The organism is Prosthecomicrobium sp. N25 (assembly GCF_037203705.1).
Lineage (GTDB): Bacteria > Pseudomonadota > Alphaproteobacteria > Rhizobiales > Ancalomicrobiaceae > Prosthecodimorpha.
The window spans coordinates 513,317-538,642 of sequence record NZ_JBBCAT010000003.1; the positions used below are offsets into that span (position 1 = coordinate 513,317).

The window sequence follows — 25,326 nt, forward strand, 5'->3', positions numbered from 1 at the left end:
GCCCCAACGGAAATCTAGAAATTGCACCAGGCGGTTAATACGTAGGAGAGGATTCGGCCATGACCGCGCTGAAGACGACCGAGTCATCGACCTTCTCGACCGAGACGTTCATGTCCGCCGCACGGGCGAGCAGTCCGGCGTAGATCGGCTGGATCATGTGGGCGTCGGGCGCCTGCTCGGGCAGACGTCCGACCAGGATGCCGTCGACGCCTGGCGGGATGCGGGCGTTCGTGCCGGTGGCGACCAGCCGGAAGCTCGGCCGGGCCGGCTCGCCTTCCACCGTCACCTTGATGACGCCTCCGCGCGGGATCGCATGGGTGGCGATCAGGACGAGGTTCAGCAGCAGCTTCACCTTGTTCTTCGGCATCAGGACGCGCGCGGCATGCCACTCGATCGAGGCCTTCTCGCCCGCCATGAAGCCGCGGGTGACCTGCTCGGCGTCGCCGAGGTCGATCTCGGCCCCCGCCGACCCGGCCGCCCCGAAGGCGAGCCGCGCGAACTGCAGCTTGGCGGAGGCCTGCCGGGCGCTCTTCTTGATGAGGTCCATCGCGAAGGACCGCATCTCCTCGCTCGCGTCCTCGTCGAGCACCTCCAGGCCGTTGGTGATCGCCCCGACCGGCGAGATGATGTCGTGGCAGACGCGGCTGGCGAGGAGGGCGGCGAGGTCGAGGGCGGCGATGTCGGCGGCGTCGGCCATCGGGACTGGACTCCGGCTGTGGCTCCGGAACGGTCCTCGGCCGTGGCGGTCCGAATCACCTTCCGGGGGATCTGCCACCGATACACGCCCGCCCCCCCGTTTCATAGCATCGGAAAGCCTCGCCGCGCCCGCTTACGGCAGCTCCCCGGCGATGTCCGGCCAGTTCGCCTCCGCGCTCGCCACCATGGCGTCCGGGTCGGACAGGAACCCGACCCGATGGGCCGCGGTGGCGAAGAGATAGAGCCGGTCCCGGTGGATCACCCAGTGCCCGGGCTCCGCCTCGGCGATCAGGCCGGCGGCGAGCTGGAACACGCAGAGGCCCGAGAAGCGGGGCGCGTAGACCTCCGGGTCGGCCCGGAAGGCCATCAGGTTGCCCTCGTTCAGGAAACGCCAGGTCGCCCCCCGCCACTCCAGTTCGAAGCGGGGGGCGCCCTCCCGCGGCTCCGGCTCCACGAAATAGCTGACCGGATCGATGCCCCCGATGGCAATGCCGGTCCGCGGATCGGCGGTCATGCGCGGCAGCCGCGGGGCGACGACCACGGCCTCGAGCTTCGGCGGCGGGGCATAGGCGGGTTTCGGCCGGGGCGGTCCGGGCGGCGGCGGCCCCGCGGCCGCGGCCGGTTCCGACCCGTGCCCGCCCCCGCCGGCCGCCAGCGCCGGCGCCAGCGGGACGATCGCCAGGAGCGCGACGGCGGCGGCCCGCCGGCCCCCTCTCAACACCTGGGGCGGCCGTCGCCCTGGCTTCGCCCGATTTCCGCTAAACTCGTCCATGAATGATTCGTCCGCCGCTCGACCGGTGCGACGATACCGGCAAGACCTGGAGCTCCCGTTAAAGGCGAGCCCGACCGACAGGGCCAAGGCGTCCGACACGAGGGTCAAAGTCCATGCTTCGGCACTGGTTCACGAAGTTCATGCTCGCGGCCATGGCCGCCCTGGCGCTCGCCGCGGCCCCCGCCGGCGCGCAGACCAACAGCACCTACACGGTCAACGAACTGGTCTCGACCGGCCACAAGTTCTTCGGCAACGTCTCGGGCGGGCTCGCGACCGTCCTCGAGAAGGCGGTGTCCCAGTACGGCCAGCCGAACGGCTATATCCTCGGCGAGGAGGGCGCCGGGGCGATCGCGGCCGGCCTGCGTTACGGCGAAGGCACGCTCCACACGCGCGACCAGGGCCAGCACCGGATCTTCTGGCAGGGCCCGTCGATCGGCTGGGACTTCGGCGGCGAGGGCGCGCGGACCATGATGCTCGTCTACAATCTGCCCGCGGTGGACGCCATCTACCAGCGCTTCGGCGGCGTCGACGGCTCGGTCTACTTCATCGGCGGCTTCGGCATGACGGCGCTCGCCAGCGGCAACATCTACGTCGTTCCGGTCCGCGCCGGCGTCGGGGCCCGGCTCGGCGTCAACCTCGGCTATCTCAAGTTCACCCCCAACGCGACCTGGAATCCTTTCTGAGGCTTCCCTGACGTCCGCCCGGACCTGTCGCGAGCGCGCCACGGCCCCGCCGCGGCGCGCATTGCCTGTGGATTGGCCGATGCGAGGCCGGGTTCAGTCGTGCTAAGCAATCTCGTGCCGGACCGAGATCTCGCCGGCGGAGTGACGCGACTTGATCGAACTGGCCCTCTACTTCGCGCTCGGCTTCTTGCTGGCGGGCCTTCTCGCCCTCATGGTCCTGCCGGCGATCTGGCGGCGGGCCGTCCGCCTGACCAAGCGCCGCATCGAGGCCTCGACACCGCTCAGCCTCGCCGAGATCAAGGCCAGCCGCGACCAGCTCCGTGCCGAGTTCGCCCGCGAGACGCGGCGCCTCGAACTCGCCGCCGGCGAACTCCGGCGCCGCGCCGCCGAGCGCCAGATCGAGGCGAGCCGAAGCCGCGACCGGCTCGACGCGGTCTCGGCCGAGCGCGACGAGACGCGGCGCAAGCTGGAGACCACCGAGGCCGAGCGCACGGCCGTGGCCGGCGCCCTGGCGAAGGTGACGGAGGAGCGCACCGCCGCCCTGCAGGCCAACGAGGCCCAGGCGGCCGAGTTCAACGACCTCAAGGTGCGCCTCGCCGACATGCTGGCCGACCTCGACGCCCGCAAGCTCGAGATCGCCACGCTCAGGACCTCCATCCAGTCCCTCGAGGCCCGCGTGGTCAACATCACCGACGAGCAGCGCCGCACCGTGACGCGCGCCGAACTCGCCGAGACCGAGCTGGACAAGCGCGAGAGCCTTCTCGCCGACACCCGCGAGCGCCTGCAGCGCGCCGAGGCCGCCCTCGCCGACCGGGCCCGCGAATTCACGCTGAAGACCGAGCAGCTCCGTGCCACGGCCGAGAAGCTCGCCGCCGCGGAGGCCCGGCTCGCCGCCGCCGAGGCGGTGCCGGTCGGCGACAACGTGAGGCGCTCGGTCGAGGAGCTCGAGCGGTCCAATGCCGAGCTCGAGGCGACCGTCCGCCGGCTGGCCGCCGAGCGCGACGCGCTCGCCGCGCAAGCCGGCCGGGAGGGTCGGGCACCGGCCCCGGCGACCGGGCCCGCCGAGCCGGCCGCGGCACCCGGCGAGATCGGTCTCCTGCGCGAGCGTCTCGCCGACCTCGCCGCCCAACTGGTCGTGCTCACCGGCGACAAGGATCGCGGAGAGCTCGCCGCCCCCCCTGTCGAGAACGGGGCTGCCGCCCCCGCTGGCGCCGTCCCGTCGGCGAGGCCTGCGGCGGACGAGGACGCGACCGTCTTCGTGCCCGGCCCCGCGCGCGCGCCGAGCCTCGCGGACCGCATCAGGGCCTTGCAGCAGGACAAGCGCCCCCCGGACGCGACGACGGCCGGCTAGGCCGCGCGCCCGGCATCGGCCACGCCCCCGGCCCTCAGCGGGCCTCCGGATCCTGGCGCAGGCGTTCGAGCTCCTCGATCCGCGCCCGGGCGGCGTCGCCGAGCCGCTCCGTGGTGGCGGCCATCAGCGCCTCCACCAGCGCCAGCAGCGCCACGGTGGAATCCCACCGCGACGGGACGGCGATGCGGCCGGAGAGCACGTGTTCGGCATGGCGCGCCACCGGCGAGAGCCACTGGTCGGTGACCAGCACCACCACAGCCCCCCGCCGCGCGGCAGCCCGCGCGAACTCGACCACGTCCGGCTGGTAGCGGCGGATGTCGAAGACGATCATCACGTCGCGCCGCGCGATGTCGACGAGATGGTCGCGCCAGACCCCGACCTGGCTCGCCACGTGCACGACCCGGGGCCGGATCAGCCCGAGATGCGCAGCCGCATAGCGCGCCAGCGAGTCCGTGAACCGTCCCCCGATCAGGAACACGCCCCGGCGGCGATCGGCCAGGAGCTCCACCACCGCCTCGAACTCCGCCGGAGGAAGATGCCGGAAGGTCTGCGCCAGATTGTCGGCGGCGGCCGCCGCGAACCGGTCGGCCAGCGAGTGCGGCGTCTCGGCCGCGAGCGCGGCGCCCTTCGTCTTGACCAGCGGGGAAGCCGCTTGCGCCTCCAGCTCGGCGCGAAGCCGGCGCTGCAGGTCCGGATAGCCCTGGCATCCGAGCTTGGCGACGAATCGCAGGACCGACGGCGCGCTCACGCCCGCGCGCTCCGCGAACTCCGCCACCGGCGCGAGACCGGCGGCCGGGTAGTTGGCGAGCAGCGCATGCGCGGCCTTCCGTTCGGTCGCCGTCAGGCTCGTCAGGCTCCCGCGCACCACTTCCGCAACCGAGGCGTCCTCGTCCCTGATTGCCGGCATCGCCCCTTCCCCCTGGTCTCCGTTCCCGGTGAGACTAGCCGAATCCGCCGCAGGCGGGCATTGAAACTCCCATTTCGAGTTTGACTTTTCCATCTCAGTTGGAATGATGATTACAGCTCGGCTTCGATTGGCCGGGACAGGGATCGAGGCAATCGCGATGGCGGGTGACGCAGCGGGGATGGAGCCCGCGGCCGTGGTGGAGCGGACGGAGGGCAGCGGCGCCTGGGTGGTCCTGTGCGACCACGCCGACAATCGCCTTCCCTCCCGCTTCGGCACGCTCGGCCTCGCGCCGGCGGACCTGACCGCCCACTTCGCCTGGGATCCCGGCGCCCTGCCCGTCGCGCGCGCCCTGTCGGCCGCCCTCGACGCGCCGCTCGTCCGCTCGACCGTGTCGAGGCTGGTGATCGATTGCAACCGCGAGCCGTCCGCGCCCGATTCCATCGTCGAGGTCGGCGAGGCGACGCCGATCCCCGGCAACCGGGAGCTCACACCCGCAGAGCGCGCCCGCCGCGTCGCCGAGGCCTACGCGCCCTATCATGCCGCCGTCGAGGAGACGATCGCGGCCCGGCTCGCCGGCGGCGTCGAGCCCGCGCTGGTCGCGATCCACACCTTCACCCCCGCCATGCACGGCCGTCCGCGACCCTGGCACGTGGGGGTGATCTTCGACGACCGCGATGCCACCCTCGCGCGGGCGGTCGCGGCCCGGCTCGCCGCCGATCCGGACCTCCACGTCGGCCTCAACGAGCCCTACAGTCCCGCCGACCGGGTCTACCACACGCTCGAGCGGCATGGTCTCCGCCGCGGCCTGCCGACCGTCATGATCGAACTGCGCAACGACCTCGTCGGCGACGAGGCGGCGGCGCGGGCCTGGGGCGACCGGCTCGCCGGCGTGCTCCGCGAGGCCGCGCTCGCGCCCATCATCCGGGGAGCCTGAGACGCGATGGTCGGGAGGCCCGCCAGGGATAGCGAGGATCGGGGCGAGGGGACCGGGCTCCGCCATCGGCCGCCGGACCCAGCCGCCGTCGCGGCGCCCGCCCGCCGCGCCTCCCCCGTTGTTGTCCCTTTCCCCCCAGAGAACAAGCGCTTCCAGGGACCGCCGATCGGCGACATGATCGCCTCCAGGCAGAAGGCCGATCTGGAAGCCGCCAGGGCCGTCGGAGCGATCCGGTAGCCTCGCCTCGGGAGCGGGTCGCCACTCCGGCCCGCTCCCGTTCCCCCGTTCCGCCCAGCCGAGGCCCGCCGATGACCGAAATCCCGAAGATCGAGACCGCCGAGGACGCCGCCCGCTACATCGCAGACCGCGACCTGCCCTTCGTGAAGGTCGGCGTCTTCGACGTGGACGGCGTCATGCGCGGCAAGTACATGGCCCGCGACAAGTTCCTTTCCTCGCTGGAGAAGGGCTTCGGCTTCTGCGACGTGGTGCTGGGCTGGGACTCCAACGACCAGCTCTACGACAACGTCGCCCTGACCGGCTGGCACACCGCCTACCCGGACGCGGAGATCCGGGTCGTCCCCTCCTCCATGCGCCTCATCCCCTTCGAGGACGACCTGCCGCTCTTCCTCGGCGAGTTCGCGGGCCCCCACGAGGCGGCCTGCCCGCGCTCCACCCTGAAGCGGGTGCTGGCCCGCGCCGCCGACCAGGGCTTCGCCGTGAAGAGCGCCGTGGAGTTCGAGTTCTTCCTCTTCGAGGAGACCCCGCATTCCGTCCGGGAGAAGCGCTACAAGGACCTCAGGAACATCACGCCGGGCTTCTACGGCTACTCGATGCTCCGCTCCACCGTGCACGCCGATTTCTACCACGAGCTCCTCGGCACGGCCCGGGACATGGACTTCGAGCTCGAAGGCCTGCACACCGAGACCGGCCCGGGCGTGCTCGAGGCCGCCATCCGCGTCGACGACGCCCTGGCGGCGGCCGACAAGGCGGCGCTCTTCAAGACCTTCACCAAGGTGCTCGCCCAGCAGCGCGGCTGGATGGCGACCTTCATGGCCAAATGGTCGCGCGACTGGCCCGGCCAGTCCGGCCACATCCACTGCTCGCTGACGCAGGACGGCAAGGGCGTCTTCCACGATCCGTCCAAGCCGCATGGCATCTCGGACATCATGCGCTGGTGGATCGGCGGCCAGCAGGCGCTGATGCCCGAGCTGCTCGCCATGGTGGCCTGCACGGTCAACAGCTACACGCGCCTGATCCCCGGCTTCTGGGCCCCGACCGACGCCACCTGGGGCATCGAGAACCGAACCTGCGCCCTGCGCGCCATCCCGGGCTCGGAGAAGTCCCAGCGGGTCGAGTACCGGATCGCCGCCGCCGACATCAACCCCTACATCGCGCTCGCCGCCGCGATCGGCTCGGGCCTCTGGGGGGTGGAGAACCGCATCGAGCCCGACCCGGCCATCCAGGGCAATTCCTACGAGAAGAAGCACGCCGCCAAGCGCCAGCTGCCGCGCACCCTCTGGGATGCGGCGCAGCGCCTGAAGGCCTCGAAGCCCGCCCGCGCCCTCTTCGGCGACGCCTTCGTGGAGCACTACGCCGCCACCCGCGAATGGGAAGAGCGCGAATTCCGCAAGGCCATCACCGACTGGGAGATGGAAAGGTACTTCGAGATCATCTAAGGAAATTGTGATCACAAATCCCGGCCTTGCCGAGCCGTCCCCGCTTCGCCTCACGGCCCGTCCCGCCGGCCGCGCCCGGCCCCGGCCGCCGCCATCGGACGGCGCGGAAGGGCCCCCGCATCGGAGTCCCGCCATGTCCGCCACCATCCAGTGCATCTCCCCCGTCGACGGCAGCGTCTACGTCGACCGCCCGACCGCCACCGAGGCCGAGATCGAGGCCGCCCTCGCCCGCGCCCGCGCCGCCCAGAAGGCCTGGCGCAAGGTGCCGGTCGCCGAGCGCGCGAAGCGTGTGCTCGGCCTCGTCGATGCCATGAAGGCGCAGGGGAACCGCATCGGCGAGGAACTCGCCTGGCAGATGGGCCGGCCCATCCGCTACGGCCAGGGCGAGCTGCGCGGCTTGGAGGAGCGCACCCGCTACATGGCCGGGATCGCCGAGGAGGCGCTCGCCCCCGTGGTCCCGAAGGACGTCCGCCCCGGCTTCGAGCGCTACGTGCTGCGCGAGCCGGTCGGCATCGTCTTCACCATCGCGCCCTGGAACTACCCCTACCTGACGACGGTCAACTCGGTCGTCCCCGCGCTCATCGCCGGCAACGCCGTGATCCTGAAGCATGCCGCCCAGACGCTCCTCGTCGGCGACCGCTTCCAGGACGCCTTCGACCGCATCGGCCTGCCGGAGGGCCTGTTCCAGCACCTCGTCCTCTCCCACGACCAGTCGACCCGCATCATCGCGGGTGGCCACGTGAACCACGTGGCCTTCACGGGTTCGGTCGCCGGCGGCCGCGCCATCGAGCGCGCCTGCGCGGGCACCTTCACGACCTGCGGCCTGGAGCTCGGCGGCAAGGACCCGGCCTACGTGATGGCCGACGCCAACCTGCCCTTCGCAGTCGAGAACCTGGTGGACGGCGCCTTCTTCAACTCCGGCCAGTGCTGCTGCGGCATCGAACGCATCTACGTGCACGAGAGCCTCTACGACCGCTTCGTGAAGGACGCCGTCGACCTCACCGCGAAATACGTCCTCGGAAGCCCGCTGTCCGGCGACACGACCCTCGGCCCCATGGCCCGCACCAACCTCGCTGACGTGGTCCGCCGCCAGACCGCCGAGGCGATCGCGGCCGGCGCGAAGCCGCATCTCGACCCGAAGGCCTTCCCGGAGAACCGCGACGGCTCTCCCTACCTCGCCCCGCAGATCCTGACCGGCGTGACCCACGGCATGACGGTCATGACCGAGGAGAGCTTTGGGCCCGTGGTCGGCATCATGAAGGTGAAGGACGACGACGAGGCGATCCGCCTGATGAACGACAGCCCCTACGGCCTGACCGCCTCGATCTGGACCGAGGACGTCGCCGCCGCGAAGCGGGTCGGCGACGCCGTGGAGACCGGCACCGTCTACATGAACCGCTGCGACTATCTCGACCCCGGCCTCGTCTGGACCGGCGTCAAGGACACCGGCCGCGGCGCCGCCCTCTCGGCCATCGGCTACGAAGCCCTGACGCGGCCGAAGAGCTACCACCTGCGCCTCTCCACCACCTGAGGCCGGGCGGCCGAGACGCCGCCCGATCACCCCGGCCGCCCCAGGCCGGACCGCCGACCCCAAGACCCCGGACCGATCGATGACCCTGCGCGCCAACTGGAACTACCCCACCGCCGTCCGCTTCGGCGCCGGCCGCGTCGCCGAGCTTCCCGACGCCCTCGCGATCGCCGGCATCGAGCGCCCCCTGCTGGTGACCGACCCGGGGATCACGAAGCTGCCGATGCTCGACGCGGTGCTGACCATCCTGAAGGAGGCCGGCAAGCCCGCCGCCGTCTTCTCGGACGTCAAGCCGAACCCGATCGAATCGAACGTCGCCGCCGGCGTCGCCGCCTACAAGGCCGGCGGCCACGACGGCGTGGTCGCGCTCGGCGGCGGCTCGGCCCTCGACGCCGGCAAGGTGGTCGCCTTCATGACCGGCCAGAAGCGCCCGATGTGGGACTTCGAGGACATCGGCGACTGGTGGACCCGCGCCGACCCGGCCGGCATCGCCCCCGTAATCGCGGTGCCGACCACCGCCGGCACCGGCTCGGAGGTCGGCCGCGCGGGCGTGATCACGAACGAGAAGACCCACACCAAGAAGGTCATCTTCCACCCGAAGATGATGCCCGTGGTGACGATCTGCGACCCGGAACTGACCCTCGGCCTGCCCCCCTTCCTGACCGCCGGCACCGGCATGGACGCGCTCGCCCACTGCTTCGAGGCCTACTGCGCGCCCGGCTACCACCCCATGGCCGAGGGCATCGCGGTGGAGGGCATGCGGCTCGTCAAGGACTTCCTGCCGCGCGCCGTCCGGGACGGCTCCGACATCGAGGCCCGCGCCCACATGATGTCCGCCGCCGCCATGGGCGCGACCGCCTTCCAGAAGGGCCTCGGCGCCATCCACGCCATGTCGCACCCGGTCGGCGCCCTCTACGACACCCACCACGGCATGACCAACGCGGTCTTCATGCCCTACGTGATGGCCTTCAACAGGAAGGCGATCTCGGACAAGATGGAGCGGCTGGCCGCCTGGCTCGGCCTGAAGAAGCGCAACTACAAGGGCGTGCTCCACTGGGTCCTGGAGCTCCGCGAGGAGATCGGCGTGCCGCACACGCTCGAAGCCTTCAAGGTCGACGACGGCAGGCTCGACCAGATCGCCCGCATGGCGGTGGTCGACCCGACCGCCGGCGGCAACCCGGTCAAGCTGACCAAGGGCGGCGCCAAGAAGATCTTCCGCCACGCCCTGGAGGGCAAGGTCTGATGCCGGCCGCCCTCCCCGCGCCGACCGGCCGTCCGCCGGCCCGGGCGGGGAGGCCGCCCCCATGAGCCCGGCCCCGGCCGACACCGCGGCCGCCGAGGCCGCCGCGCTGCCCTGCTGGTCGGGACCGGTCGATCCGCGGCCGCTCGAGGGCGGCATCACCAACACCAATTTCGTCGTCGAGGACGCCGGCCGGCGCTACGTCGTCCGCATCGGCGGCGACATCCCGGTCCACGGCATCCTGCGTTCCAACGAGCGGGCAGCGAGCCGCGCCGCCCACGCCGCCGGCGTCTCGCCGCGCGTCGTCCACGCCCGGCCGGGCGCCCTCGTCATCGACTTCGTCGAGGGCCGCACCCTGACGGCCGCCGACGTCGCCGATCCGGCCTATCTCGACCGCCTCGTCGACCTCGTCCGCCGCGCCCACCAGGAGATCCCGCGCCACCTGCGCGGCCCGGCGCCGCTCTTCTGGGTCTTCCACGTGGTCAGCGACTACGTGCACACGCTGAACGAGGCCGGGTCGCCGCACGCTCCCGCCCTGCCCCGCCTCGCCGAGGCCGCCCGCCGCCTGCACAAGGGCGTCGGGCCCATCGACCTCGTCTTCGGCCACAACGACCTGCTGCCCGCCAACCTGATCGACGACGGCCGCCGCCTCTGGCTGGTCGACTGGGACTATGCCGGGTTCAATTCCCCCCTCTTCGACCTCGGCGGCCTGGCCTCCAACGCCGGGATGCCGCCCGCGCTGCGGGACGCCCTCGTCGAGGCCTATTTCGAACGCCCCCTCGTCGACGAGCTCCGCCGGCGCTTCCTCGCCATGACGGCCGCCTCGCTGCTCAGGGAGACGCTGTGGAGCATGGTCTCGGAGATCCACAGCCGGATCGCCTTCGACTACGCCGCCTACACGGCCGAGAACCTCGCCCGCTTCGAGGCTGCCCTCGCCGACTTCGAAGCCACGGAGCGCTGAGATGACCGACCTGCCCGCGAGCGCCCGCATCGTCATCGTCGGCGGCGGCATCGTCGGTTGCTCGACCGCGCTCCACCTCGGCCGCATGGGCCTCACCGACGTCGTCCTTCTGGAGCGCGGCCGGCTCACCTCGGGCTCGACCTGGCACGCCGCCGGTCTCGTCGGCCAGCTCCGGACATCGGCCAACATCACACGCCTGCTCGGCTACTCGGTCGACCTCTACGACCGCCTGGAGGCCGAGACCGGCCAGGCGACCGGCTGGAAGCGCAACGGCGGCCTCCGCCTCGCCTGCCGCCCGGAGCGGATGATCGAAGTGAAGCGCCAGGCGACCACCGCCCGCTCCTTCGGCCTCGAGATGCACGTGCTGTCTCCCCGGGAGGCGAAGGACCTCTGGCCGCTCATGCAGGTCGACGACGTGGTCGGCGCCGCCTTCCTGCCGACCGACGGCCAGGCCTCCCCCTCCGACATCGCCGCGGCGCTCGCCAAGGGCGCCCGCAGGACCGGCGTCGCCATCCGGGAGGGCGTCGCCGTGACCGGCATCGCGGTCGAGGACGGCCGCGTCCGCGCCGTCGAGACCGACCAAGGCCGCATCGCCTGCGAGAAGGTGGTGATCTGCGCGGGCCAGTGGTCGCGCGCGGTCGGCCGGATGGCGGGGGTCAACGTGCCCCTCGTCTCCATCCAGCACCAGTACGTGATCACGGACCGCATCGACGGCGTCACCCCGGACCTGCCCACGCTGCGCGACCCGGACCGTCTCACCTACTGGAAGGAGGAGGTCGGCGGCCTCGTCATGGGCGGCTACGAGCCGAACCCGAGGCTCTGGGACGTCGACCCGCCGCCGTCTCCCTTCGAGTTCCAGCTCCTTCAGCCCGACTGGGACCATTTCGAGCCGACCATGGAGCTCGCCCTCGGCCGCGTCCCGGCGCTCGCCGGGGCCGGCATCAAGGAAATGATCAACGGCCCGGAGAGCTTCACACCGGACGGCAACTTCATCCTCGGCGAGGCCCCGGAGGTGCGCGGCGTCTTCGTCGGCGCCGGCTTCAATGCCTTCGGCATCGCCTCGGGCGGCGGTGCCGGCATGGCGCTCGCCGAATGGATCGCGACCGGCGCCCCGCCATTCGACCTCTGGCCCGTCGACATCCGGCGCTTCGGGCGCAACCACCATGACCTCGGCTGGCTCCGGACCCGGACCATGGAGGCCTACGCCCGCCACTACACCATGGCCTGGCCCTCCGAGGAGCCCGAGGCCGGCCGCCCGCTCCGCCGCTCGCCGCTCTACGACCGGCTCCGCTCCGCCGGCGCCTGCTTCGGCGAGAAGCTCGGCTGGGAGCGCCCCAACTGGTTCGCCGACCCCGCCGCCGGCGAGAGCCCGCGCGACGTCTACGCCTTCGATCGTCCGAACTGGTTCGCGGCCGTCGCCCGCGAGCACCGGGCCGCCCGCGAGGCCGCCGTCCTCTTCGACCAGACCTCCTTCGCCAAGTTCGAGCTCGTCGGCCGCGACGCCGAGGCCGCGCTCTCGTGGATCTGCGCCAACGACGTCCGCAAGCCGCCGGGCCGCATCGTCTACACCCAGCTCCTCAACGCGCGCGGCGGCATCGAGGCGGACCTCACCGTCACCCGCCTCGCCCCGGACCGCACCCTGATCGTCACCGGCACCGGCTTCGCCACCCACGACGCCCACTGGATCGCGACCAACATCCCGCCTGGCCTGGACGCCCGGCTGGTCGACACGACTTCGGCAACCGCCGTGCTGGTGTTGATGGGACCGAGGGCCCGCGCGATCCTGCAAGCCCTCACCCGCGACGACGTCTCCAACGCCGCCTTCCCCTTCGCCGCCGCCCGCCCGATCTCCGTGGCCGGCTGCCCGGTCCTCGCCCTCAGGGTCACGTATGTGGGCGAGCTCGGCTGGGAACTGCACGTGCCGGTCGAGTTCGCCGCGACCCTCTACGATGCCCTCATGGCCGCCGGCGCGCCGCAGGGCCTCCGCAACGCCGGCTACCGCGCCATCGAGACCCTGCGCCTGGAGAAGGGCTACCGCGCCTGGGGAGCGGAGATCGGGCCGGACCACTCGCCGCTCGTCGCCGGGCTCGCCGCCTTCGTGAAGCTGAAGACCGGCCTGCCCTTCCTCGGTCGGGAGGCCCTGGAGCACCAGGCCGCCGCCCCCCTGCCGCGGCTCCTTGCCGGCTTCTCGGCCGACCCCGCCGTCACCCTCCTGGGGCGCGAGACCATCTACCGGAACGGCGAGCGCGTCGGCTGGCTGGCGAGCGGCGGCCACGGCCACACGGTCGGCCGCGCGCTCGGCTACGGCTACGTCCGCCGGGAGGCCGGGGTCGACCGCGACTTCGTCCTGTCCGGCGCCTACGAGCTGGAGGTCGCCGGCGACCGCGTCCCCGCCACCGTGTTCCTGGACCCGCCCTGGGACCCCTCGGGCGCCCGCATCCGCGCCTGAACGCCCGGACGCCTGTTTCGAGCCGAAAGCAGTGCCGGCCCAGACAGAACCATTTTCTCCGATGATTGCCCTCAGCGGAACTGGAATCCTGATATTCGGGCCTTGGTGAAATGACGACCGCCCCTGATCGGCATCTTTCCAGGCGTTTTTGCGCGAGTCCCCATTGCTTCGCTTGCCCTCTTCGGCTTTGATCGCCGGATCGCCCGCGGGACGCGCACAGATCCCGCGGCGGGCCGTTGCGGACGCTCGTCCGGCGGGGCCCGGCCCGGTCCCGGACGGCCCAGAAGAACAGGGAGAGTCGTTCCATGAATTTCGTCGGTAAAGCAGGTGTGCTCGCGCTCTTCGCGGCCGCCGCCCTCGGCGCCACCGCAGCCGGCGCCAAGACGCTGGTCTATTGCTCGGAAGGCAGCCCGGAGAACTTCACCCCGGCCCTGAACACCACGGGCACCTCCTTCGACGCGGCTCGCCCCGTCTACAACCAACTCGTCGAGTTCGAGCGCGGCACGACCACCGTCGTCCCCGGGCTCGCCGAGAAATGGTCCGTCTCGGAGGACGGCAAGATCATCACCTTCAACCTCCGCAAGGGCGTCAAATTCCATACGGGCGTCAACGGCTTCAAGCCGACCCGCGACTTCAACGCCGACGACGTCCTGTGGTCGTTCAATCGCCAATGGAAGGAGGATCACCCCTACCACAAGATCTCGGGCGGCAAGTACGACTACTTCGGCGACATGGACATGCCGACCTCGCTCGAGGCGATCGAGAAGAAGGACGACTACACCGTCGTCATGAAGCTCAAGGAGCCGAACGCGTCCATCATGGCGAATCTCGCCATGGACTTCGCCACGATCCATTCGGCCGAATACGCCGACATGCTGCAGAAGGCCGGCAAGCTCGAGCAGATCGACCAGTTCCCGGTCGGCACCGGCCCCTTCCAGTTCGTCAACTACCAGAAGGACGCGGTCATCCGCTACAAGGCCTTCGACGGCTACTTCGGCGGCAAGGCCAAGATCGACGACCTCGTCTACGCCATCACGCCGGATCCGACCGCCCGCCTCGCCAAGCTGAAGAAGGGCGAGTGCCACGTCATGATCGCCCCGCGCCCGGCCGATCTCGAGGAGATCAAGAAGGACGCGAACATCCAGCTCCTGAACCAGCCCGGCCTCAACATCGCCTACTGGGCTTTCAACGTGCAGAAGCCGCCCTTCGATAAGAAGGAGGTCCGCCAGGCCTTCAACATGGCGATCGACAAGGCGGCGATCATCCGCGACGTCTACCAGGGCGCCGGCCAGGCCGCCAAGAACCTGATCCCGCCGACCATCTGGTCCTACAACGACGCCGTGAAGGACTACCCCTACGATCCCGAGAAGGCCAAGGCCATGCTGGCCGCCGCCGGCGTCAAGGCGCCGCTCGAGATCGACCTGTGGTGGATGCCGGTCCAGCGTCCCTACAACCCGAACGCCAAGCGCATCGCCGAGATGATGCAGGCCGACCTCGCCAAGGTCGGGGTGAACGCCAAGCTCGTCTCCTACGAGTGGGGCGAGTACCGCAAGCGCCTGCAGCAGGGTGAGCACATGACCGGCCAGCTCGGCTGGACCGGCGACAACGGCGACCCGGACAACTTCTTCTTCCTGCTCGGCTGCACCGGTGCCCGTCCGGGCGGCCAGAACCTCTCCAAGTGGTGCAACAAGGACTTCGAGGATCGCCTGATCAAGGCGCGCGCACTCAGCGACGTCAAGGAGCGGACGAAGCTCTACGAGGAGATGCAGGTCATCGCCAAGGAGGAGGCGCCCCAGTTCACCATTGCGCACTCGGTCGTCTACGAGCCGGTCCGCAAGGAGGTGAAGGGCTGGAAGATCTCGCCCTTCGGCCGCCACGAGTTCTACGGCGTCGAGATGCAGTGACGCATCCCGCGACCTGACGGACTTCGGCCGGCGGGGGCGACTCCGCCGGCCTTTCTGCTAGACGGTAAGATCCCGCCCATGATCAAGTACCTCCTGCGCCGACTGGCGCTGACCCTGCCGACCTTCCTGGCGCTGATGTTCGTCACCTTCGTGATGATCCGGCTCGTGCCCGGCGACCCGGTCGAGGTCAGGCGCGGCGAGCGCGGCATCTCGCCCGAGCGGCTCGCACAGCTCCGCCACGAGATGGGCCTCGACCAGCCGGTCTGGAAGCAGTTCGGCGACTATGTCTGGGGGCTCGTCCACGGCGACTTCGGCACCTCGCTCGTCACCTCCGAGAAGGTCCTGACCGAGTTCGCGACCCTCTTCCCGGCGACCGTCGAGCTCAGCCTCTGCGCCATGCTGTTCGCCGTGCTCCTCGGCGTGCCGGCCGGCGTCACCGCGGCGGTGAAGCGCGGCAAGCCCTTCGACCACACCGTCATGGGCGCCTCGGTGGTCGGCTTCTCGATGCCGATCTTCTGGTGGGGCCTCCTGCTCATCATGCTCGTCTCCGAGCGCTGGGGCCTCACCCCCGTCTCCGGCCGCATCGACCCGATCAAGTTCTATTTCGAGCCCGTCACCGGCTTTATGCTGATCGACAGCCTGCTCTCCGACCAGGAGGGCGCCTTCCTGGATACACTTCACCACCTGATCCTGCCGACCATCGTGCTCGGCACCATCCCGCTCGCCGTCATCGCCCGCATCACCCGCTCGTCCATGCTCGAGGTCCTCTCGGAGGACTACGTCCGCACGGCCCGCGCCAAGGGCCTCTCCCCCTTCCGCGTCATCGGCCTGCATGCGCTGCGCAACGCCATGATCCCGGTCGTGACCTCCATCGGCCTGCAGATCGGCACGCTGCTCGCCGGCGCGGTGCTGACCGAGACGATCTTCTCCTGGCCCGGCATCGGCAAGTGGCTGATCGAATCGATCGCCCGGCGCGACTATCCGGCCCTGCAGGGCGGCATCATGCTGATCTCCTCGATCGTGATCATGGTCAATCTCCTGGTCGACCTTCTCTACGGCGCCATCAACCCGAGGCTCCGCCATGCCCGCTGACGCGACCGCACCCGCCCCGGCGCTGACTGCCGGACCGGCGGCACAGACCCCCTTCGGCGCCTTCTGGTCGTCCTTCCGCGAGAACCGGGGCGCGGTGGCGGGCCTCGTGGTGCTGACGATCATCGCCCTGATGGCCGTCTTCGCCGACTGGATCGCGCCCTACTCGCCGATCGAGCAGTTTCGCGAATTCTCCAAGGCCCCGCCGGTCTGGGAGGACGGCGGCACCTGGCGTTTCGTCCTCGGCACCGACGCGCTCGGGCGCGACACGCTCTCCCGCCTGATCCACGGCGCGCGCATCTCCCTCTTCATCGGCCTCTCCGTGATGGTCGTCTCCGTCCTGGTCGGCGTCAGCCTCGGCCTCGTCGCCGCCTTCGCGGGCGGGCTCGTCGACACCGCCATCATGCGCGTGATGGACCTGATCATCGCCATCCCGAGCCTCGTCCTCTGCATCCTCGTGGTCGCGGTCCTCGGCCCCAGCCTGACCAACACCATCTGGGCCGTCACCATCGTGTACCTGCCGCGCTATGTCCGCCTGGTGCGCGCCTCCGCGCTCTCCGAGATCGGCAAGGACTACGTCACCGCCGCCCGGGTGGTCGGCGTCGGCCGCCTGCGCCTGATGTTCGTGACGGTGCTGCCCAACTGTCTTGCGCCGCTCATCGTGCAGGCCGCCCTCGGCGTCTCCGACGCCATCCTGGAGGCCGCCGCCCTCGGCTTCCTCGGCCTCGGCGCCCAGCCGCCGACGCCGGAGTGGGGCTCCATGCTGGCCGACAGCCGCGAGTTCATCCGCTCCGACCCCTGGATCGTCACGCTGCCCGGCCTCGCCATCCTGGTCACGGTCGTCTCCATCAACCTGATGGGCGACGGCCTGCGCGACGCGCTCGACCCGAAGCTGAAGAAGAGCTGAGGCCCCCATGCCCCTCCTCGACATCCGCAACCTGACCGTCGAGTTCGAGACCCGCGCCGGCCTCTTCAGGGCCGTCGACCGGGTGTCGCTCGCCGTCGACCCGCGGGAGATCGTCGCGATCGTCGGCGAATCCGGCTCGGGCAAGTCGGTAGCCATGCTGGCCGTCATGGGTCTCCTGCCCAGGACCGCCCGTGTGACCGCCGACCGCCTCGCCTTCGAGGGCCGCGACCTCCTCCGCATCACGCCCCGGGAGCGCCGCCGGCTGATCGGCAAGGACGTGGCGATGATCTTCCAGGAGCCGATGACCTCGCTGAACCCGTGCTTCACGGTCGGCTTCCAGCTCGGCGAGTCCCTGAAGGAGCATCTCGGCCTCGACCGCGCCGCCCGCCGGGCCCGCGCCATCGATCTCCTCACCCAGGTCGGCATCCCCGAGCCGGAGCGCCGCCTCTCGGCCTTCCCGCACCAGCTCTCCGGCGGCATGAGCCAGCGCGTGATGATCGCCATCGCGATCGCGTGCCGGCCGAAGCTGCTCATCGCCGACGAGCCGACCACCGCGCTCGACGTGACCATCCAGGCCCAGATCCTCGACCTCCTGGTCAAGCTCCGCAACGACACCGGCATGGGTCTCGTCCTCATCACCCACGACATGGGCGTGGTCGCCGAGACCTCCGAGCGCGTGATCGTCCAGTATGCCGGCCAGCAGGTCGAGGAGGCGACGACCCCGGCGCTCTTCGCCGACCCCCACCACCCCTACACCTCCGCCCTCCTCGCCGCGCTCCCCGAGCGCGCGACCGCCCGGCGCCTCCCCTCCATCCCCGGCATGGTCCCCGGCCAGTTCGACCGGCCCGCCGGCTGCCTCTTCTCGCCCCGCTGCGCCTTCGCGTTCGACGCCTGCCGGACGGTGCCGCCCGCCAAGGCGGGGGCGGAGCTCGGCCGCGCGCTCTGCCACATCCCGCTCGTGGCCGGCCGGCCGACCCCTCGGAACCTGCCCCCGGGCGTTCCCGCCCCGGCCGGCCTGACGGAGCCCGCATGACCGCCCCGCCCCCCGTCCTCGAAGCCCGCGACCTGCACCGGACCTACCGGGTCAGCCGCGGCATGTTCGCGCCCATGGCCGACGTGAAGGCGGTCGCCGGCATCTCCTTCTCGGTCGCCCCGGGCAAGACCCTGGCGATCGTCGGCGAATCCGGCTCGGGCAAGTCGACCCTCGGCCGCATGCTGACCCTCATCGAGGAGCCGACCGCCGGCCGCCTCGCCATCGACGGCGTCGACGTGACCGGCGCCTCGGGCGAGACCCTCCGCGTGCTGCGCCGCAAGGTGCAGATGGTCTTCCAGAACCCCTACGGCTCCCTGAACCCCCGCCAGACCATCGGCGCCGCGCTCGAGGAGCCCCTCCTCGTCAACACCGACAGGCCCGCCGCCGAGCGGCGCGAGGCCGCCCTCGCCATGCTGGAGCGGGTCGGCCTGCGCCGCGAGCATGCCGGCCGCTACCCGCACATGTTCTCCGGCGGCCAGCGCCAGCGCATCGCCATCGCGCGCGCCCTGATGCTGAACCCCAAGATCCTGGTCCTGGACGAGCCGGTCTCCGCCCTCGACGTCTCGGTCCGCGCGCAGGTGCTGAACCTGATCGCCGAGCTGCAGGCGGAGTTCGGCCTCGCCTACGTGTTCATCAGCCACGACCTCTCGGTCGTGAAGCACATCGCCGACGACGTGCTCGTGATGTATCTCGGCCGGGTCGCCGAGATCGGCCCGCGCGACGACATCTTCCGGAACCCGCGCCACCCCTACACCCGCGCCCTGCTGTCCGCGACCCCGGTCGCCGACCCGGCCGCCCGGAAGGAGCGCATCATCCTCCGCGGCGAGCTCCCCTCGCCCTTCGCCCCGCCCTCGGGCTGCGTCTTCCATCCCCGCTGCCCGCTCGCCTTCGACCGCTGCCCGCGCGAGCGCCCGGAGCTGACCGGCGACCGCCACCAGGCCGCCTGTTTCGCCACCGAGCCCGCCCCTGTAGGCTAGAACAGGTCCCGCTCGGAGGGATACATCCGAGCGACAACGACCTGCTCCAACTCGAACTGCCCGCACGAGCAACACGGGACCGTCATGGCATCCTTCGATTTCCGCGCCTGGGCCCGCCGCGCGGCGGACTGGTCCGTCGATTACCTCGCCTCCGTCCGCAGCCGGCCCGTCCGCGCCCAGACCGCCCCGGGCTCGATCCACGCGGCCCTCCCGGCCCTGCCCCCGCAGGAGGGCGAGAGCATGGAGGCGATCTTCGAGGATCTCGACCGCCTGATCCTGCCGGGCATGACCCACTGGCAGCACCCGCGCTTCTTCGCCTACTTCCCGGCCAATTCCAGCCCGCCCTCGGTCGTCGCCGAATTCGTCACCGCCGCCATGGCGGCCCAGTGCATGCTCTGGCAGACCTCGCCGGCCGCCACCGAGCTGGAAGCCCGCATGATGGAGTGGCTCCGCTCCATGATCGGCCTGCCCGCGAGCTTCGCCGGCGTCATTCAGGACAGCGCCACCTCGGCGACCTTCGCGGCCGTGCTCACCGCCCGAGAGCGGGCCCTCTCCTACATGAGCAACACGGCCGGCCTCTTCGGCACGACGCCGCTGCGCGCCTACTGCTCGGCCGAGGCGCATTCTTCGGTCGACAAGGCGATCCGGATGGCCGGCATCGGCCACCAGAACCTCGTGAAGGTGCCGACCCTCGGCCCGATGGCGGGCATCGACGTCGCCGCCCTCGACGACGCGATTCGCGAGGACAAGTCGGCCGGCATGACGCCCTTCCTGATCGTCGCCTGCCTCGGCGGCACGTCGATCGGCGCTGTCGACGACATCGCCCGGGTCGCCGACGTGGCGCGCCGGCACGGCATCTTCCTGCATGTCGACGCCGCCTGGGCGGGCTCGGCGATGATCTGCCCAGAGTTCCGCCACCTCATGCGCGGCGCCGAGGCGGCCGACAGCTTCGTCTTCAATCCGCACAAGTGGCTTTTCACCAACTTCGACTGCTCGGCCCATTTCGTGAAGGACCCGAAGGCGCTCACCTATACGCTCGGCCTCAAGCCGGCCTATCTGCGCACCCTCGGCCTCGGCGACAACGAAGTCCCGGGCGTCACCGACTACAACGAATGGTCCGTCCCCCTCGGCCGCCGCTTCCGGGCGCTGAAGCTGTGGTTCGTCATCCGCCACTACGGCGTCGAGGCCCTGCGCGAGAAGATCCGCGGCCATGTCGCCTGGACCCGCGAACTCGCCGGCCTGATCGACGCCGATCCGAATTTCGAGCTGACCTCCACCCCAGTCCTGGCGCTCCTCACCTTCCGCTGGCGCCCGGCCGGCCTGGCCGAGGACGACCCGGCCCTCGACGACCTCAACGCCCGCCTCGTCGAGGCCATCAACGACAGCGGCCGCCTCTACCTCACCCAGACCCGCCACAAGGGCCACTTCGTCCTCCGCTTCCAGGTCGGCCAGACCGAAACCACCCGCGAAGACGTCCTCGCCGCCTGGGACGACATCCGGACGATTGCCGCGAGCCTGCCGCGCTGAAACGGGGCGGAAGCCTCGACACTGCGGCCGGCGGAACGCGCTGGCCCCCGGCTCTCCGCTTCGCTCCGGCCGGGGATGCGGGGGAGAGGGGGTGCCCAGCATCAGCGACCGTTCGCCCCCCCGCCGACGAACCGTTCGTCCCCTCCCTTCCCCCACCGACGAACCGCTCGGCCCCCGCCCCCTCCCCATCGGATCCCCGACGCTCGGTCCGGAGTGTCCCATACCGGAACAAGTCTCCGACATGCGCTGTTCGGTCGACGGCCACGGATGATCCTCCGCGACCGGGCCGGATCCAACCGTCCGCCCCGACGTCTGCCGGCCCGCACGAGGGGTCGGTCCGCGCGCCTCCCGCTGCCCGTCGCTCTGCGGCAGGCAGTGCCCTTGGTTGGAGGACTCCCCATGAAGCATGAGAGCCTGGATGCCTTGAGACAGACGGCGGACGTCGTTCCGGTCGTCGAAGGCAAGCTGTTGACCCGCCGCGAGCGTCTCGAGCGCTGGGCGGATCTGCTCGAACACCACGACGGCGCGGTCAGGCCGCTGAGCCGCGTCGAGTTCGTCCCCGCGGACGAGCGAAAGACGCTTCGGGGCGACGACACGCCGCTCGCGATCGCCTTCTCGGATCCGGTCCTCAGGGCCGCCGGGATGCCGAGCGACCGCTACGGTGACGGCAAGGGCTTCTTCGAACTCTCCGAGAACGAAGCCCACCATATTCTGTGCAACTGCCACTACGCGGGCGGCATGTCGGGCCCTCGCGTGGCGGCCCGGATCCGCGCGGCGGCCAACCGCGGAACGGCGGCCGAGCTCTTCTACAAGGCCCGCGACGCCCTGTTCGGCCGGTTCTTCCACCGCCACGCCTGACCGTCCCGTCCGGGGGAGGGGGCTGCAGACTTCGATCGCCGGCGCGCGGGGACGAGCGTGCCGGCGGTGGCTTTGCGCGCGCGATAGTCTCGCCGGGCCCCCGACCGAGCCGCGTTGCCTGGACCGGGAGCCGCCGACGACAAGAGCTCCGAGGGCCAAGAAACCGCACTGCGTCGTGCGGCCGACCGGGTTCGATCTCATCAGGCCGGTGACGCCGGGAAGGCAAGTGAAACGACCGGGCTCGGCCCCGGTCTCAGGCCGGTCTTCCGCCCAGGTACCAGATCGTGCCGACGATAGCGGCCGTGAGCGTCAGAGCCTGCCAGTATCGCGCGATCACAATGGCGGGAAAGGCCGCCGCGAAGGCCGCGAATGCGACCGTCGAACCGTAATTGAGCAAGCCTGCGAAGCTGCCGAGGTAGCCCAGGCCAAGCGCGACGGTGTTGGCGCGCGTCCAGGTGAACGAAGGCTTCGAGGTGATCACCGCGCCCGATCGGCCCTCGGTCCTGCCGGGTCGGGTTTTGGCTGTAGCAGCGGGACGTGCGGGGACCGGGGACCGGGTGGTCGTCCCGACGGCGTCGGGGACACGGCCGCTTCCGCCGCAGTTCCAACAAGTCTTGAATTCGCGGACGTTCGACCGGCCGGACCCGCCGCAGGCCATGCAGGCCACGTCCGTGAAGCCGCCGCGGCCGCTGCCCGAGCATGAGTAGCAGGCCGGGAAGTCACCGTGGATCCCGCCCGTGCCGGAACACGAAGGGCAGCTCTGCATGGTCCGCTCTCCCTCGGTCGAGGCGGACCCCACGGTCCTGCCGTGCTTCAGTTTGCCAGGACTATGACGGTCGAGAAAGCCGATACTGGCGTCGCGGAGCGGTCCAGGCTCGGGCACCCTGCGGTCGTCGAGGCGGGGTTGGTCGGCCGACGGGAGCGGCGCGACCGCGCACCTCGCGATCGCAGGCCCGCGTCTCAGAAAACGATCCCCGGCCGCGCCTTCGCCCGGTGTTCCTTGAGGGGCGCGCCCGACATCGCGTCGACCTCCTTCATCACCACCTCGTAGCCCCACAGGTCCGCCAGGTGCTGCAGCACCCGGACGGCGTCCTCGGCCTCGAGCGGCACGCCGTCGAGGGCGTTGTGCTGGAGGGTCATGCGGCGGCTGTCCTCGAGGTCGACCTCAACAACCTGGATGTCCGGCATCAGCCGGCCGATGTCGTACTGGCGGGCCAGCATCCGGCGGAGCTTGCGGTAGCCGCGGTCGTCGTGGATGGAGGCGACCTTCATCATCGGCTCGTCGGGATCGTCGGCGACGTGGAAGAGCCGCCACTTGCGGATCAGCGCCGGGCTCAGGAACTGGGCGATGAAGCTCTCGTCCCGGTAGTTCGCCCAGACGTCCTTGAGGAGCTCGCCCGCGTCGCCGCGGCCGGCGATGTCGGGGAAGAAGGCGCGGTCCTCCGCGGTCGGCTCCGTGGCGATGCGGGCGATGTCGCGCATCATGTCGAAGCCGAGCGCGTAGGGGTTGATGCCGTTGTAGCCGGGATCGGTGTACATCGGCTGGCGCACCACGTTGGTGTGCGAAGTCAGGAACTCCAGGAAGCTGCCGTCCGAGATGCGTCCGCGGTCGTGCAGCCGCGTCATGATCTCGTAGTGGACCCAGCAGGCGCAGCCCTCGTTCATCACCTTGGTCTGGCGCTGCGGGTAGAAGTACTGGGCGATGTGCCGGACGATGCGCAGGATCTCCCGCTGCCATGGCTTCAGGCGCGGCGCGGTCTTCTCCAGGAAGTAGAGGACGTTCTCCTCCGGCAGCCCGAGCAGCGCCTGGCGGCGCTCGCCGAGGCCGGCCTTCTTCGGCCCGCCCTTGCGCGGCAGGGTCCGCCAGATGTCGTCGTAGATCCGCTCCTGGTGGGCCTGCCGATCGCGCTCCCGCCGCTCCTCGTCCTGGAGGTTGAGGGTCTTCTTGCGCGGCGAGCGATGGACCCCTTGGTCCATCAGGGCGTGGGCGGCGTCGAGCACGCGCTCCACGGCCTGGTGCCCGTGCCGCTCCTCGCAGTTGGCGATGTAGGTCTTGGCGAAGGAGAGATAGTCGAGGATCCCGTCCGGATCGGTCCACTGACGGAACAGGTGGTTGTTCTTGAAGAAGTGGTTGTGCCCGAAGGCCGCGTGCGCGATCACCAGCGTCTGCATGGTCGCGCTGTTCTCTTCCATGATGTAGCTGATGCAGGGGTTCGAGTTGATGACGATCTCGTAGGCGAGACCCATCAGCCCCTTGCGGTACACCATCTCGTGCTGGGCGAAGTGCTTGCCGAAGCTCCAATGCTTGTAGAAGAGCGGCATGCCGGTCGACGCGTAGGCGTCGAGCATCTGCTCGGCCGTGATGATCTCGATCTGGTTGGGAAAGGTGGAGAGCTTCAGATCCTTGTCGGCGATCTCCGCGACCGCGTCGTGGATCCGCCGGATCGTCCAGAAGTCCCAGTCGCTCCCCGCGAACAGAAGCCGCTCGTCTGCCGCCTTGTCGGTGATGCTCATGGCGACGAACTCCCGACGGTGGCGTCGCGCTTCTGGAAGAGCTGGCGGAAGACCGTGTAGATCTCCTCCCGCCGCGCCACCTTGCGCATGGCGAACTGGCCGCCGGACTTGCGGACCATGTCGTAGGTGCGCCAGAGGCTCGTCACCCCGTGCGCCGTGAAGCCGAGCGGATGGCCCTCCGGCTCGCTCACCTCCACATAGGCGAAGTACTGGCAGACCGGCAGGATCCCCCGCGCCAGCAGCGTCGCGGTCAGTTCCGAGTCCGTGGCCATATTGTCGCCGTCGGAAGCCTGGGCGGCATAGATGTTCCACTCGCTCGGGCTGTAGCGGTCGCGCACGATGCGGATCATCTCCTCGAGCGCCGAGGAGACGAGCGTTCCGCCGGTCTCCCGGCCGCGGAAGAAGGTCTCCTCGTCGACCTCCTTGGCCTTGTCGGTATGGCGGATGAAGACGATCTCGACATGCTTGTAGCGCCGCACCAGGAAGATGTGCAGCAGCATGTAGAAGCGCTTGGCGAGATCCTTCATGTGCTCGGTCATCGAGCCGGAGACGTCCATCAGGCAGAACATCACCGCCTGGGCGATCGGCTTCGGATGCGGCTCGTAGCGGCGGTACCGCAGGTCGAGCGGGTCGAGGTAGGGGATGCGGGCGCGCCGGCGCTCGACCGTCTCCAGTTCGGCCCTGAGCGCGGCGAGCCGCTCCGGGTCGCCGCCCTCCCGTTCCAGCGCCTCGATGGCGGCCGCCAGGTCGCCGACCGCCTCCGTGCTCGGCCGCTTCAGCGCGATGCGCCGGGAGAGCGACACCTTGAGGGTGCGCCCGAGAGCGAGGTTGGCGGGCGAGCCGGTCGTGGTGTAGCCGGCCCGCCGCATGGTCTTGACCTCGGTCACGGCCAGCTTGCGCTTGGCGAGGTCGGGCAGTTCCAGGTCTTCGAGGAAGAGGTCGAGGAACTCCTCGCGCGACAGGACGAATCGAAACTCGTCCTCGGAGTCCTCCCCGCCCTGCCCGGCCTGGCCGCCGCCGCGGCCGCCACCGCCGCCCTGGGGGCGCTCGATCTCGTCCCCCTCCACATATTCGCGGTTGCCGGGCAGCACGAAGTCGCGGTGCCCGCCGGTGGATCCCCTGCGGAAGCTCGGCTCCCGGATGTCGTCCGCCGGGATGGTGACCTCGCCGGACTGCTCCAGGTCCTTGATGGTGCGGTCCCGGGACGACTCCCGGACGGCCCGCTGGACGACTTCCTTGGCGCGGCGCAGAAAACGCTGGCGGTTGGCGAAGCTCTTTCCGCCAGGATTGAGGCGTCGGTCGACGATGTGCATCCTTCTT

21 protein-coding genes are annotated in these 25,326 nt (G+C 70.6%); 15 read left to right on the plus strand and 6 right to left on the minus strand.

What is annotated here, in order from left to right; all coding sequences use genetic code 11:
• Nucleotides 1-34: 34 nt before the first annotated feature.
• Entirely contained in the window at nt 35-697 is a 663-nt protein-coding gene (gene chpT, locus WBG79_RS21645) for a histidine phosphotransferase ChpT (protein WP_337359298.1), read from the minus strand.
• Nucleotides 698-829: 132 nt separating this feature from the next.
• The gene (locus WBG79_RS21650; protein WP_337359299.1) at nt 830-1,468 is read right to left on the minus strand and encodes a YHS domain-containing (seleno)protein; all 639 of its coding nucleotides are present in this window, start codon (nt 1,466-1,468) and stop codon (nt 830-832) included.
• 113 nt (nt 1,469-1,581) lie between these two features.
• On the opposite strand from WBG79_RS21650, the gene WBG79_RS21655 reads away from it, so the two are divergent.
• A complete protein-coding gene (locus WBG79_RS21655) occupies nt 1,582-2,151 on the plus strand; it encodes a DUF1134 domain-containing protein (RefSeq protein ID WP_443147494.1) in 570 nt (189 codons plus the stop codon).
• A 151-nt stretch (nt 2,152-2,302) separates the two neighbouring features.
• Nucleotides 2,303-3,502 carry a hypothetical protein gene (locus WBG79_RS21660; protein ID WP_337359300.1) on the plus strand — a complete coding sequence of 400 codons (1,200 nt, stop codon included), beginning with the start codon at nt 2,303-2,305 and terminating at the stop codon, nt 3,500-3,502.
• Between the two features lie 34 nt (nt 3,503-3,536).
• Here WBG79_RS21660 and WBG79_RS21665 read toward each other — a convergent pair whose 3' ends face one another.
• A complete protein-coding gene (locus WBG79_RS21665) occupies nt 3,537-4,409 on the minus strand; it encodes a MurR/RpiR family transcriptional regulator (protein ID WP_337359301.1) in 873 nt (290 codons plus the stop codon).
• Between the two features lie 157 nt (nt 4,410-4,566).
• Here WBG79_RS21665 and WBG79_RS21670 point away from each other — a divergent pair, with 157 nt between their 5' ends.
• The 13 genes from WBG79_RS21670 to WBG79_RS21730 all read left to right on the plus strand — a co-directional run bounded on the left by WBG79_RS21670 (nt 4,567) and on the right by WBG79_RS21730 (nt 21,492).
• Nucleotides 4,567-5,343 carry an N-formylglutamate amidohydrolase gene (locus WBG79_RS21670; RefSeq protein WP_337359302.1) on the plus strand — a complete coding sequence of 259 codons (777 nt, stop codon included), beginning with the start codon at nt 4,567-4,569 and terminating at the stop codon, nt 5,341-5,343.
• Nucleotides 5,344-5,651: 308 nt separating this feature from the next.
• On the plus strand, nt 5,652-7,019 hold the full coding sequence (locus tag WBG79_RS21675) for a glutamine synthetase family protein (RefSeq protein WP_337359303.1): 1,368 nt from the start codon (nt 5,652-5,654) through the stop codon (nt 7,017-7,019).
• A gap of 133 nt (nt 7,020-7,152) precedes the next feature.
• Nucleotides 7,153-8,550 carry an aldehyde dehydrogenase family protein gene (locus WBG79_RS21680; RefSeq protein WP_337359304.1) on the plus strand — a complete coding sequence of 466 codons (1,398 nt, stop codon included), beginning with the start codon at nt 7,153-7,155 and terminating at the stop codon, nt 8,548-8,550.
• Between the two features lie 79 nt (nt 8,551-8,629).
• Nucleotides 8,630-9,790, plus strand: coding sequence for an iron-containing alcohol dehydrogenase (locus WBG79_RS21685; protein WP_337359305.1), 1,161 nt, complete (start codon nt 8,630-8,632; stop codon nt 9,788-9,790).
• 61 nt (nt 9,791-9,851) lie between these two features.
• Nucleotides 9,852-10,748, plus strand: a complete 897-nt coding sequence (locus tag WBG79_RS21690) for a phosphotransferase (RefSeq protein WP_337359306.1) — start codon at nt 9,852-9,854, stop codon at nt 10,746-10,748.
• Nucleotide 10,749: 1 nt separating this feature from the next.
• Nucleotides 10,750-13,197 carry a GcvT family protein gene (locus tag WBG79_RS21695; protein WP_337359307.1) on the plus strand — a complete coding sequence of 816 codons (2,448 nt, stop codon included), beginning with the start codon at nt 10,750-10,752 and terminating at the stop codon, nt 13,195-13,197.
• 305 nt (nt 13,198-13,502) lie between these two features.
• On the plus strand, nt 13,503-15,101 hold the full coding sequence (locus tag WBG79_RS21700; protein ID WP_337359308.1) for an ABC transporter substrate-binding protein: 1,599 nt from the start codon (nt 13,503-13,505) through the stop codon (nt 15,099-15,101).
• Nucleotides 15,102-15,179: 78 nt separating this feature from the next.
• Nucleotides 15,180-16,193, plus strand: coding sequence for an ABC transporter permease subunit (locus WBG79_RS21705; RefSeq protein ID WP_337359309.1), 1,014 nt, complete (start codon nt 15,180-15,182; stop codon nt 16,191-16,193).
• A complete protein-coding gene (locus WBG79_RS21710; protein WP_337359310.1) occupies nt 16,183-17,097 on the plus strand; it encodes an ABC transporter permease subunit in 915 nt (304 codons plus the stop codon). Before WBG79_RS21705 ends, WBG79_RS21710 begins: the two co-directional genes overlap by 11 nt.
• A 7-nt stretch (nt 17,098-17,104) precedes the next feature.
• The gene (locus tag WBG79_RS21715) at nt 17,105-18,130 is read left to right on the plus strand and encodes an ABC transporter ATP-binding protein (protein ID WP_337359311.1); all 1,026 of its coding nucleotides are present in this window, start codon (nt 17,105-17,107) and stop codon (nt 18,128-18,130) included.
• Nucleotides 18,127-19,107 (plus strand): ABC transporter ATP-binding protein, encoded by a 981-nt coding sequence (locus WBG79_RS21720; protein WP_337359312.1) that lies wholly within the window; start codon nt 18,127-18,129, stop codon nt 19,105-19,107. Before WBG79_RS21715 ends, WBG79_RS21720 begins: the two co-directional genes overlap by 4 nt.
• 84 nt (nt 19,108-19,191) lie before the next feature.
• Complete coding sequence (locus WBG79_RS21725) at nt 19,192-20,634, plus strand: pyridoxal phosphate-dependent decarboxylase family protein (protein ID WP_337359313.1); 1,443 nt, start codon at nt 19,192-19,194, stop codon at nt 20,632-20,634.
• A gap of 399 nt (nt 20,635-21,033) precedes the next feature.
• Nucleotides 21,034-21,492 carry a hypothetical protein gene (locus WBG79_RS21730; RefSeq protein ID WP_337359314.1) on the plus strand — a complete coding sequence of 153 codons (459 nt, stop codon included), beginning with the start codon at nt 21,034-21,036 and terminating at the stop codon, nt 21,490-21,492.
• A gap of 253 nt (nt 21,493-21,745) precedes the next feature.
• Here WBG79_RS21730 and WBG79_RS21735 read toward each other — a convergent pair whose 3' ends face one another.
• The 3 genes from WBG79_RS21735 to WBG79_RS21745 form a co-directional block, all read right to left on the minus strand.
• On the minus strand, nt 21,746-21,973 hold the full coding sequence (locus tag WBG79_RS21735) for a hypothetical protein (protein ID WP_337359315.1): 228 nt from the start codon (nt 21,971-21,973) through the stop codon (nt 21,746-21,748).
• A 479-nt stretch (nt 21,974-22,452) separates the two neighbouring features.
• Entirely contained in the window at nt 22,453-24,006 is a 1,554-nt protein-coding gene (locus tag WBG79_RS21740) for a SpoVR family protein (RefSeq protein WP_337359316.1), read from the minus strand.
• A complete protein-coding gene (locus WBG79_RS21745) occupies nt 24,003-25,319 on the minus strand; it encodes a YeaH/YhbH family protein (protein WP_337359317.1) in 1,317 nt (438 codons plus the stop codon). The genes WBG79_RS21740 and WBG79_RS21745 overlap by 4 nt, the downstream gene beginning before the upstream one ends.
• Between the last annotated feature and the right edge of the window lie 7 nt (nt 25,320-25,326).

Bases quoted from the DNA above. Each gene is read 5' to 3' on its own strand.
- WBG79_RS21655 (WP_443147494.1), top strand. From the start codon at position 1,582: ATGCTTCGGCACTGGTTCACGAAGTTCATGCTCGCGGCCATGGCCGCC.
- WBG79_RS21725 (WP_337359313.1), top strand. From the start codon at position 19,192: ATGGCATCCTTCGATTTCCGCGCCTGGGCCCGCCGCGCGGCGGACTGG.
- WBG79_RS21745 (WP_337359317.1), bottom strand. From the start codon at position 25,319: ATGCACATCGTCGACCGACGCCTCAATCCTGGCGGAAAGAGCTTCGCC.
- WBG79_RS21695 (WP_337359307.1), top strand. From the start codon at position 10,750: ATGACCGACCTGCCCGCGAGCGCCCGCATCGTCATCGTCGGCGGCGGC.
- WBG79_RS21730 (WP_337359314.1), top strand. From the start codon at position 21,034: ATGAAGCATGAGAGCCTGGATGCCTTGAGACAGACGGCGGACGTCGTT.
- WBG79_RS21700 (WP_337359308.1), top strand. From the start codon at position 13,503: ATGAATTTCGTCGGTAAAGCAGGTGTGCTCGCGCTCTTCGCGGCCGCC.
- chpT (WP_337359298.1), bottom strand. From the start codon at position 697: ATGGCCGACGCCGCCGACATCGCCGCCCTCGACCTCGCCGCCCTCCTC.
- WBG79_RS21690 (WP_337359306.1), top strand. From the start codon at position 9,852: ATGAGCCCGGCCCCGGCCGACACCGCGGCCGCCGAGGCCGCCGCGCTG.
- WBG79_RS21705 (WP_337359309.1), top strand. From the start codon at position 15,180: ATGATCAAGTACCTCCTGCGCCGACTGGCGCTGACCCTGCCGACCTTC.
- WBG79_RS21675 (WP_337359303.1), top strand. From the start codon at position 5,652: ATGACCGAAATCCCGAAGATCGAGACCGCCGAGGACGCCGCCCGCTAC.
- WBG79_RS21710 (WP_337359310.1), top strand. From the start codon at position 16,183: ATGCCCGCTGACGCGACCGCACCCGCCCCGGCGCTGACTGCCGGACCG.
- WBG79_RS21670 (WP_337359302.1), top strand. From the start codon at position 4,567: ATGGCGGGTGACGCAGCGGGGATGGAGCCCGCGGCCGTGGTGGAGCGG.
- WBG79_RS21665 (WP_337359301.1), bottom strand. From the start codon at position 4,409: ATGCCGGCAATCAGGGACGAGGACGCCTCGGTTGCGGAAGTGGTGCGC.
- WBG79_RS21740 (WP_337359316.1), bottom strand. From the start codon at position 24,006: ATGAGCATCACCGACAAGGCGGCAGACGAGCGGCTTCTGTTCGCGGGG.
- WBG79_RS21685 (WP_337359305.1), top strand. From the start codon at position 8,630: ATGACCCTGCGCGCCAACTGGAACTACCCCACCGCCGTCCGCTTCGGC.
- WBG79_RS21650 (WP_337359299.1), bottom strand. From the start codon at position 1,468: ATGGACGAGTTTAGCGGAAATCGGGCGAAGCCAGGGCGACGGCCGCCC.
- WBG79_RS21715 (WP_337359311.1), top strand. From the start codon at position 17,105: ATGCCCCTCCTCGACATCCGCAACCTGACCGTCGAGTTCGAGACCCGC.
- WBG79_RS21680 (WP_337359304.1), top strand. From the start codon at position 7,153: ATGTCCGCCACCATCCAGTGCATCTCCCCCGTCGACGGCAGCGTCTAC.
- WBG79_RS21720 (WP_337359312.1), top strand. From the start codon at position 18,127: ATGACCGCCCCGCCCCCCGTCCTCGAAGCCCGCGACCTGCACCGGACC.